General features: G+C 68.1%; 7 protein-coding genes. 5 read left to right on the plus strand and 2 right to left on the minus strand.

Annotation, left to right across the window (positions count from 1 at the left end; translation table 11 throughout):
- Positions 1 to 185 precede the first annotated feature (185 nt).
- Positions 186 to 509, plus strand: coding sequence for an FKBP-type peptidyl-prolyl cis-trans isomerase (locus VF794_RS20300; protein ID WP_331112860.1), 324 nt, complete (start codon positions 186 to 188; stop codon positions 507 to 509).
- A 9-nt stretch (positions 510 to 518) separates the two neighbouring features.
- The gene (gene trxA, locus VF794_RS20305; protein ID WP_331112862.1) at positions 519 to 899 is read left to right on the plus strand and encodes a thioredoxin; all 381 of its coding nucleotides are present in this window, start codon (positions 519 to 521) and stop codon (positions 897 to 899) included.
- A gap of 3 nt (positions 900 to 902) precedes the next feature.
- Here trxA and VF794_RS20310 read toward each other — a convergent pair whose 3' ends face one another.
- Together VF794_RS20310 and VF794_RS20315 are read right to left on the minus strand one after the other, a co-directional pair.
- On the minus strand, positions 903 to 1,247 hold the full coding sequence (locus VF794_RS20310; protein ID WP_331112864.1) for a cytochrome c: 345 nt from the start codon (positions 1,245 to 1,247) through the stop codon (positions 903 to 905).
- The gene (locus VF794_RS20315) at positions 1,244 to 2,719 is read right to left on the minus strand and encodes a hypothetical protein (RefSeq protein ID WP_331112866.1); all 1,476 of its coding nucleotides are present in this window, start codon (positions 2,717 to 2,719) and stop codon (positions 1,244 to 1,246) included. The genes VF794_RS20310 and VF794_RS20315 overlap by 4 nt, the downstream gene beginning before the upstream one ends.
- Before the next feature lie 230 nt (positions 2,720 to 2,949).
- Here VF794_RS20315 and VF794_RS20320 point away from each other — a divergent pair, with 230 nt between their 5' ends.
- From VF794_RS20320 to VF794_RS20330, 3 genes are all read left to right on the plus strand, one after another.
- A complete protein-coding gene (locus VF794_RS20320) occupies positions 2,950 to 3,810 on the plus strand; it encodes an endonuclease/exonuclease/phosphatase family protein (RefSeq protein ID WP_331112868.1) in 861 nt (286 codons plus the stop codon).
- A gap of 184 nt (positions 3,811 to 3,994) precedes the next feature.
- On the plus strand, positions 3,995 to 5,050 hold the full coding sequence (locus tag VF794_RS20325; RefSeq protein WP_331112870.1) for a glycerophosphodiester phosphodiesterase: 1,056 nt from the start codon (positions 3,995 to 3,997) through the stop codon (positions 5,048 to 5,050).
- A gap of 263 nt (positions 5,051 to 5,313) precedes the next feature.
- The coding region (locus VF794_RS20330) for a PAS domain S-box protein (protein ID WP_331112872.1) at positions 5,314 to 7,854 on the plus strand (2,541 nt) is incomplete at its 3' end.

Genomic DNA, 7,854 nt, shown 5'->3' on the forward strand with positions numbered 1-7,854 from the left:
CAACGGTAGCTACAACGGCAGCCTCAACATCGGCGGCACCTTCTAGGCTGACGGTGTGATGGCGGTCTGACAGTTCGCGGCGCGGTACCTCGATGAGGGGTACCGCGCCGCGCTTTTTGGTTTTCCAGGGCAGCGCCCGCACCTCGGGCGCGTTAAGGTGGAGCCTTTCACGGAGAACAGTTCCTATGACCTTGAAGGTGGAAGACCTGAAGGTGGGCACGGGCGCCGAGGCGACCCCTGGCAAGTCGGTGACGGTGCACTACGTGGGCACGCTCACCACGGGCTCGAAGTTCGACAGCAGCCGAGATCGCAACGAGGGCTTCACGTTCAAGCTCGGCGCCGGCCAGGTCATCCAGGGCTGGGATCAGGGCGTGGCGGGCATGAAGGTGGGCGGGCTGCGCAAGCTCACCATCCCGCCGGAGATGGGCTACGGGGCTCGCGGCTACCCGCCGGTCATTCCCCCCAACTCCACGCTCGTCTTCGAAGTCGAACTGCTCGCCGTCCGCTAGGAGAACGCCATGGCCACGTTGGAAATCGGCAAGGAGAATTTCGAGGCCACGGTGTCCAAGCAGGGCATCGTCATGCTCGATTGGTGGGCGGCGTGGTGCGGCCCGTGCCGCTCGTTCGCTCCCATCTACGAGAAGGCTTCCGAGGCCCACAAGGACGTCACCTTCGGCAAGGTGGACACGGACGCGCAGCCGGAGCTGTCCGGCATGTTCCAGATCCGCTCCATCCCCACGCTGATGATCTTCCGCGACGGCATCCTGCTCTTCGAGCAGGCCGGAGCGCTGCCGTCGGCGGCGCTGGAGGAGCTCATCGGCAAGGTGCGCGCCCTGGACATGGACGAGGTGCGCCGGGAGCTCGAGAAGCGCAAGAAGGCCCAGGAGCCGCAGGCTTGAGCCTCACAGGGGGCCCGGCGTCTCCTGGAGCGCGTTGAGGTAGTCGACGAGGGCGTCCACTTCCGCGTCGCTGAGCATCTGCTCGGTGAAGGCGGGCATGGCGCCCACTCCCGCGCGAATCTGCGTGCGCATGGCGAAGCCGGGCAGGGGCTTGTTGGCGATGCCCGGGCCCAGGCCGCCCGCGCCGCCCGGGTGACAGCCATTGCACTCGCGCATGAAGAGCACCTGCCCCTGCTTCTGGCGCTCGGTGAGCTGGAGCGGTGGGCCGAAGGGGACACCCCGGCGGGCGGGGCCACAGCCCACGGCCAGGGCCACGGTGGCGGCGAGCAGTCCGAGTCGGGCGCTCATGGCCCCTCCTTCTTCGCGGTGGGAGTGATGCGCCAGAGCACGCCCGTCTCCTTGTAGGGGCGGATGCCCTTGTCCGTCACCGTCATCACCCCGAAGTCCACGACGTAGAGCGTGGCGTTGTCCGGGTCGAAGCGCACGGAGATGGGGCGCTCGAGCCCGCCGGTGCCCAGGTGCGTGGCCGGGCCTCCGTTGCCCTTGTCCTTGTTGGCGGCGAAGTCCTGGATGACGCCCGTGGCGACGTCCACCCGCACCACCTTGTAACCCACCGGCGACATCACCTTGCCCGTGTCGGGGGACTGGTCGCCGAACTGCGCGACGAAGGCCTGCCCGCCGTGGCCGAAGGCGCCGCCGCGCGAGAAGTCGAAGCCGTTGGAGGACGAGTGCACGCCGAAGAAGGCCACCGGTCGCGGCGGAGGGGCGGGGTGCTCGGCCAGGAGGAACTGGGGCGGCGCGTCCTCGCCGGAGGGCTTGAACCACTCCTGGTTGACGGGGCGGCCTCCGACGAAGTCGGGGAAGCCGTACCAGCGGCCGGGCTCCACCGCCCACAGGTAGTCCCCGGCGCCGAAGATGGGGCGACTGCCCCGCTCGTCGTGCCCGTTCTCCGTCACGTACAGCCGGCCGTCCGGCGAGAAGCCCAGGCCGTACGGGTTGCGGAAGCCCCAGGCCACCAGCTCCGGCGAACTGGCTCCGGGCGCGAGCCGGAAGATGCCACCGCTGCACGGCACCTGGCCCCGGATGACCTGGTCCGGCTTCGTGGCGGTGCCGAAGGGCACGAAGGCCCCCGTGGTGACCTCGTCGCTCGGGTCCTCCGTGAGGGGATTGGGCGTGGTGGCGTTGAGGCCGCGCAGGATGATGTCGCGGCAGGGGATGTCGTGGAACCCGGGCTCTCGGGAGAGCCACCCCATGTCCGCGTTGTCCGGCCCCACCATGCCCGAGTTCGTCGCGGTGCCCACGCCGAAGTAGAGCGCCCCGTCCGGACCGATGGCCGGCCCGTTGGTGTGGTGATCGCCCCTGCTGGGAAGGTTGGAGACGAGCGGCGTCTGGTTGCCGTCCGGAGTGATGCGGACGATGCGGCCGCCGCCCTCCTCACCGCCCTCGGCGACGTAGAAGGCGCCCTGGTGGAAGACGAGGCCCGTCCACGGCGGGTGCCCTCCCTTGGCCACCACCGTGTGGCCGCCGTCCGGGTTGATGCGCAGCAGGCGCGCCTCGGTGAAGTCCTCGCCGTAGGAGTAGCCCGACTCGATGACGTGGGGCGTGCCCTGGGCGTCGAAGGCGACGGCGGTGGGGTAGGTGAGGCCGGTGGCGACGGGCTCGATCCGGTAGCCACCCGGCACGGCGATGGCGGCCGCGTCGAGGCGGCGCGGGGGCTTGAACTCCTCCCGCGTCTTGTCTCCCGCGGTGAGGTGGAAGCACCCGCTGGACAGCAGCAGCGCACAGGTCGCGAGGGCCGGACGGACGAGGACGGAGCGCATGGAGATGGCGCTCGACGCTAGAGAGGCGCGGCCAGCCCGCCCAGGACATTCCGTGACGGGGGTTGCGTGCGGAACGTTTCCCCGAGTGAAAAGCCATGGCGCGGTGCGGCGCGATTTTTCTCGATTTGACTGAAAACAGGAAGCTCGGTTACCAGGGAGCCAGCCTCACGGCCGATGAGCCTCCCCTCGCTGGCCATGCACGGGCCAGCGCCTTCCCCTGGTGACGACATATGACGCAGCTCTGTCTGCGCGTGGCCCTGGTGGCCGCGCTCCTGGTGCCCGGGTTCGCCCAGGCCGGTGCGTACCTCCGGGTAGTGAGCTGGAACCTGCGGCACGAGGGCTGGAACGGCGAGACGGACTACGCCTCGGACGCGAAGCAGATCTGGAGCCAGTTCGGCTCCAACAGCACGTCGCCCAACGGGTGTGACGTGGTGTTCCTCCAGGAGGTGATGGACTCGACCGCCGCGGCGGGGATCGCCTCGGCACTCAAGACGGTGTCGGGGGTGACGTGGAGCTACGCGGTGACGCCGCTGGTGGGGCGCTCCTCGTACAAGGAGATGTACGCGGTGGTGTACCGGACCGACACGGTGTCGCTGCTGTCATCGAGCCTCTACAGCGACACGAACGACGTGTTCGAGCGCGAGCCGCAGATCGTCAAGGTGCGGCAGGTGGCGACGGGGGCGGACTTCACCTTCATCAACTGGCACACGGTGTTCGGCACCACGGCGGAGCGCGAGGTGGAGGTTCGCGCCATCGACACGGTCTTCAACAGCGTGCAGAACGCGAGCGGCACCGACCAGGACGTCATCCTGCTGGGGGACCACAACGCGGCGTGCACGTCGGCGTGGTGGGGAGACCTGACGGGGAGCGTGTCGCCGGCGGTGACGTGCAAGCTGGACGTGCTGACGAGCCTGAACTCGACGGGCGGCTACGCGAACGCGTACGACCACTTCTGGATGCAGTCCACGTACGTGACGGAGCTGTCGAGCACGGGCCGGGACTACGTGGCGGACACGCTGTGGCTGGTGAACAACCTGTCGGACCACGCACCGGTGTGGCTGAAGATGTACTCGACCAGCGACACGGATTGAGGCGGCCTGTCGGCTCCACGTGTTACACCTCCCGGCCTTCACGACGCTCGCGTCATGGAAAAAGGGGTCCTTTCTGCTTCCGAACCACACCCGCCGTCAGTCGCTTCGCTCCTCCCTTCGTTCGTCCGTCCTCCCGCTCGCGGCGGTGTGCGCCCTCGCGCTGACCGGCTGCAAGGAAGAGGAAGTGGAGGTCGATTTCACGGCCCCACTCGTCGACAAGGTATTCGTGGTCGGCCATCGCGGCGCCAGCGCGCTGCGGCCAGAGCACACCCTGGCCGCCTATCGTAAGGCCGTCGAGGACGGTGCGGACATCATCGAGCCGGATCTCGTGGCGACGAAGGACGGCTTCCTCGTGGCCCGTCACGAGAATGAGATCTCCGGCACCACCAACGTGGGGCAGGTGGCGAAGTTCGCGGACCGCAAGACCACCAAGATCATCGATGGCCAGCCGTTCACCGGCTGGTTCACCGAGGACTTCACGCTGGCCGAGCTCAAGGAGCTGCGCGCGAGGGAACGCATCCCCATGCAGCGCCCGGGCAATACGCAGTACAACGATCAGTTCGAGATCCCCACGCTCGCCGAGGTCATCGCGCTGGCCAAGGAGCTGTCCGACAGCACCGGCCGCACCATCCACATCTACCCGGAGACCAAGCACCCGACGTACTTCCAGTCCGTGGGGCTGCCGCTGGAGGATCGGCTCATCGCCGACCTGAAGGCGAACGACTTCACCACGCGCCAGGCCACGGTCTACATCCAGTCCTTCGAGGTGGCGAACCTCAAGGCCCTGCGCGAGAAGATTGGCAACACCCAGCCGAACTGGAAGCTGGTGCAGTTGATGGATGCGCGGGCCCGGCAGCCCTATGACTTCGTCAAGGCGGGGGACACGCGCACCTACGGCGACCTGATGACCGAGGCGGGCATGAAGGAGGTCGCCACCTACGCCAACGGGGTCGGGCCCTACAAGCTGAACATCATCGACGTGGACAGCGAGGGTCGGTTCCAGGCGCCGACGGATCTCGTGCGCAACGCCCACATGGCGAAGCTGCTGGTGTTCCCGTACACCTTCCGGCCGGAGAATGCCTTCCTGCCCGCGCCGCTCAAGACGGCGGGCACCGAGAGCACGCGCCACCCCTCGGGCTCGGTCACGGAGATCCAGGAGTACCTCAAGGCCGGTATCGACGGCTTCTTCACCGACGACCCCGCGGTGGGCCGTCAGGCGGTGGATACCTTCAAGCGCTGAGCCCCTGACGGGTAGGCGCGGAGCACTCCATCTTCCTTCGAGCAGGCGGGGGCACCCTGATTCCGTGCCCCTCGTGGTGAATGCTGGTGGAGACGTGGCCGTTCTCTTCCATGCCCGGCGTGTCGTGCTTCGCGCCCTCGAGCGGGTCGGCGGGGTGTATCAGCTGGCCCCTCGCGCGGTTGTTACCCTGCCCGCCAACCCCTCGGTTCAGCGAACGGAGGTTCTCTGGGGCGAGAAGGGCCGTCGGAACGTGTCGTCACCCCGTGAGAGCCATCGACGTGAGCGAGCAGACCTGGAAGCTCCTGATCATCGCCAACCCTGTCGAGTTCGAGACCGGCGCGGGCGGGGGTCGCTGGGTCAACGCTGGAGACGCGGCGCCCGACTGCGTGCTCATCGTTCATGAGCCGCCTGGGCTGGATGCTCTGGAGGTACTGACTTCGCTCCGGGCTGGTCGTCCTGTCCCTCCCTACCCAGTCATCGTCGCGGTGGAGGGGCGCGAGCTGGAGCGGGCGGCGCTACGCGCTGGCGCCATGGAGTGCGTCGAGAGGCGCTCGCTGAACGCCCAGGCACTGGACCGTGCCATCGAGAATGCGATCGATCGCTTCGCTCCCTGGCGTCCGACCTCGAACTCCACTCTCCCCGAGAGCAGCCAGGCGCAGCTCCAGGCCGTGTTGAATGCGATGGCCGACGGCGTGGTCGTCTTCGACATGGCCGGCAATGTGGTCCTCCTCAACGAGGCGGAGGCCCGGATCAATGGCTTCGCGACTGCCGCGGAGATGAAGCGCGATCTCGCGTTCTTCGCGGAGATCTACGAGCTGTCCCTCGACGACGGGCGGCCCCTTCCGGTCGAGCAGTGGCCGGTCTCGCGGGTGCTGCGGGGAGAGACCCTCAGCCATTGGCGGCTCCGCGCCCGGCGGCGAGATACCGGGCAAGAGTGGCACATCGACTTCAGCGGAGCGCCCGTTCGTGACGAGGCGGGACGGCAGGTGCTCGCCACCGTCATCACCCGTGATGTCACCAGCCAGGTCCATGCCGAGAAGGCGCTGCGGGCCTCGCAACGGCGCTACCGGACGCTCTTCGAGTCCATCGATGAGGGCTTCAGCCTCTTGCAGATGATCTTCGATGAACACGGTAAGCCCATCGATTACCTGTTCCTCGAGACGAACGCCGCCTTCGAGGGCCAGACAGGGCTCGAGAACGCCGTCGGCAAGACGACCCGGGAGCTCGTTCCGGAACTCGACGAGTCCTGGTTCAGGCTCTATGGGAACGTGGCGCTCACCGGCCAGGCCATCCGCTTCGAGAATCACGCCCCGGCGATGAACCGCTGGTTCGAGGTGTACGCGACCCGCGCGGGCGAACCCGAGAGCCGACAGGTCGCGGTCGTCTTCAAGAACATCACCGAGCGCAAGCTGGCCGAGCAGGCGCTGCGCGAGAGTGAGGCCCGCGCGCACCAGGCCGCCGTCAAGGCCGCGGCCGAGAGCCACCTGCTCGATGCCGTGCTCGAAGCGGCGCCCGCGGGCATCATCGTGGCGGATGCGAGCGGCAGGCTCGTGCGGATGAACCCCGCCAATGAGCGCCTGTGGGGGCCCGCGCCCGCGTCCGGCAGCGTGGACGAGTACCGCGAATGGAAGGGCTGGTGGGCCGATGGTTCGGAGCGGCACGGGCGCCGCCTGGAACCAGGGGAGTGGGCGATGGCCCGTGCCCTGCGCGGGGAGATCACCCCTGGCGACATCGTCGAGATCGAACCGTTCGACGCGCCGGGGATACGCCGCACCATGCTGAACTCCGCCGCGCCGGTGCGGGATGCGGCGGGAAGAATCCTCGGGGCCGTGATCGCTCAAATGGACATCACGGCCCGCGTCGCGGCCGAGGCGGCCGTCCGCAGGAGCGAGGAGCGGCACCGTCTCGTCATCCGCGCCACGAACGACATCATCTGGGACTGGGAGCTCGGGACGGACCGGCTCGAGTGGAACGAAGCGGTGCTGATGAGTCTCGGCTACACCCGAGAGGAACTCGGCCCGACCATCGAGGGTTGGTACAGCCGGATCCATCCGGAGGACCGCGACCGGGTGGTCACCGGGATTCATGCGGCCATTGATGGCGGCCAGGACAGCTGGAGCGACGAGTACCGCTTCCGGAGGCGCGATGGCTCCTACGCCGCCTTCCTGGATCGTGGACATATCGCTCGGGACGCCTCCGGCAGGGCGGTCCGCATGATTGGCTCGATGCTCGACCTGACCGAGCGCCGCCGGACCGAAGCCGCCCTGCGCGAGAGCAAGGAGCGCTTCGAGGCGCTCGCCGACAACATGTCGCAGCTCGCCTGGATGACGGACGAGACGGGGTGGATCTTCTGGTACAACCAGCGCTGGTTCGATTACACGGGCACGACGCTCGATGAGATGCAGGGGTGGGGCTGGCGGAAGGTCCACCACCCGGACCACGTGGAGCGCGTCGCCGAGCGGTTCACACGGCACCTCGTCACGGGCGAGGTGTGGGAAGACACCTTCCCGCTGCGCGGCAAGACGGGGGAGTACCGCTGGTTCCTCTCCCGCGCCCAGCCCATTCGTGACGACACGGGCCAGGTGCGCCGCTGGTTCGGTACCAACACGGACATCACCGCGCAGCTCGAGGCCGAAGCGCAGCTGAAGGATGCCCTGCGGACGCGCGACGAGTTCCTCTCCATCGCGAGTCATGAGTTGAAGACCCCGCTCACGACGCTGAAGTTGCAGATGCAGATGACGCGGCGCCGGCTCGAGCGCGGCGACCCGTTCGCCCATGAGCCGGAACAGGTGGGCAAGCTCGTG

The sequence above is a fragment of the Archangium sp. genome, from assembly GCF_036389735.1.
GTDB lineage: Bacteria > Myxococcota > Myxococcia > Myxococcales > Myxococcaceae > Archangium.

Bases quoted from the DNA above. Each gene is read 5' to 3' on its own strand.
- VF794_RS20315 (WP_331112866.1), bottom strand. From the start codon at position 2,719: ATGCGCTCCGTCCTCGTCCGTCCGGCCCTCGCGACCTGTGCGCTGCTG.
- VF794_RS20320 (WP_331112868.1), top strand. From the start codon at position 2,950: ATGACGCAGCTCTGTCTGCGCGTGGCCCTGGTGGCCGCGCTCCTGGTG.
- VF794_RS20310 (WP_331112864.1), bottom strand. From the start codon at position 1,247: ATGAGCGCCCGACTCGGACTGCTCGCCGCCACCGTGGCCCTGGCCGTG.
- VF794_RS20300 (WP_331112860.1), top strand. From the start codon at position 186: ATGACCTTGAAGGTGGAAGACCTGAAGGTGGGCACGGGCGCCGAGGCG.
- trxA (WP_331112862.1), top strand. From the start codon at position 519: ATGGCCACGTTGGAAATCGGCAAGGAGAATTTCGAGGCCACGGTGTCC.